Genomic DNA, 816 nt, shown 5'->3' with positions numbered 1-816 from the left:
ACAAATTATCTCAATTTTTTCAAAAATTTACCTGTCAGCAGAAGATAAAAGGTTTATAGTTTTATTTGATGAGCCTGAACTTTCTTTGAGTATGTTATGGCAAAAAGAATTATTGCCTGATATAATAAATTCAAATAAATGTGATTTTTTATTGGCAGTTACACACTCCCCATTTATTTTTGATAATGAATTAGATAGGTATGCTGTAGGTTTAAATGAATATTTTTCAATCTCAAAAGAAAATTTATAATGAATTTAAGTGTTGACGATTTGAGAAATAGCAGAGGAGAATCTGTTGTAGCATTTACAGAGTTTGCTAATTCAACTAGAGCATTGCCAAATCATTTATTTTGTTTTTTTGAGGGTAAGGATAATCCTTATTATGTGCCAAGAATAAAAAAATATACAAATCATTATCACCCTATAAAATGTGGAGGACGATCTAAAGTTTTTGAGGTTTATGAACTTATTAAAAATAAAGAAGTTTATACTAGATATAAAAAAGCATTTTTTATAGATAGAGATTTTAATGAACCACTTCAGGAACTGAATCCTCCTGTTTTTGAGACACCTTGTTATTCTATTGAAAATTTATATGTTTCAAGTTCTGTATTTAAAGAAATATTAATTAATGAATTTAGTTTGTCAGCAACCACAAACCCATTGCATAATACATATCTAAATTTATATGAGCAAAGACAAGAAGAATTTCATAATTCGGTTTTATTGTTTAATGCTTGGTACTCTTGTTTAATTGATATAAGAAATAGTCAACGAATACAGACTGGTGTAAATCTAGATGATAAATTTCCTAAA

The 816-nt window shown here is 26.8% G+C and carries 2 protein-coding genes; both read left to right on the top strand.

Features of this window, described 5'->3' with window-relative positions:
• On the top strand, positions 1 to 250 hold a 250-nt coding region (locus tag B0A78_RS14185; protein WP_145955923.1), incomplete at its 5' end, for an AAA family ATPase.
• Positions 250 to 816 (top strand): DUF4435 domain-containing protein (locus B0A78_RS14180; RefSeq protein WP_123907324.1); only part of this gene is annotated, 567 nt, incomplete at its 3' end. The genes B0A78_RS14185 and B0A78_RS14180, both read left to right, overlap by 1 nt.

It is taken from the genome of Flavobacterium columnare NBRC 100251 = ATCC 23463, from assembly GCF_002530675.1.
Taxonomy (GTDB): Bacteria; Bacteroidota; Bacteroidia; order Flavobacteriales; family Flavobacteriaceae; genus Flavobacterium; species Flavobacterium columnare.
Note: the sequence above shows the minus strand (reverse complement) of the source record. Positions and strands in the feature narration are given on the sequence as shown.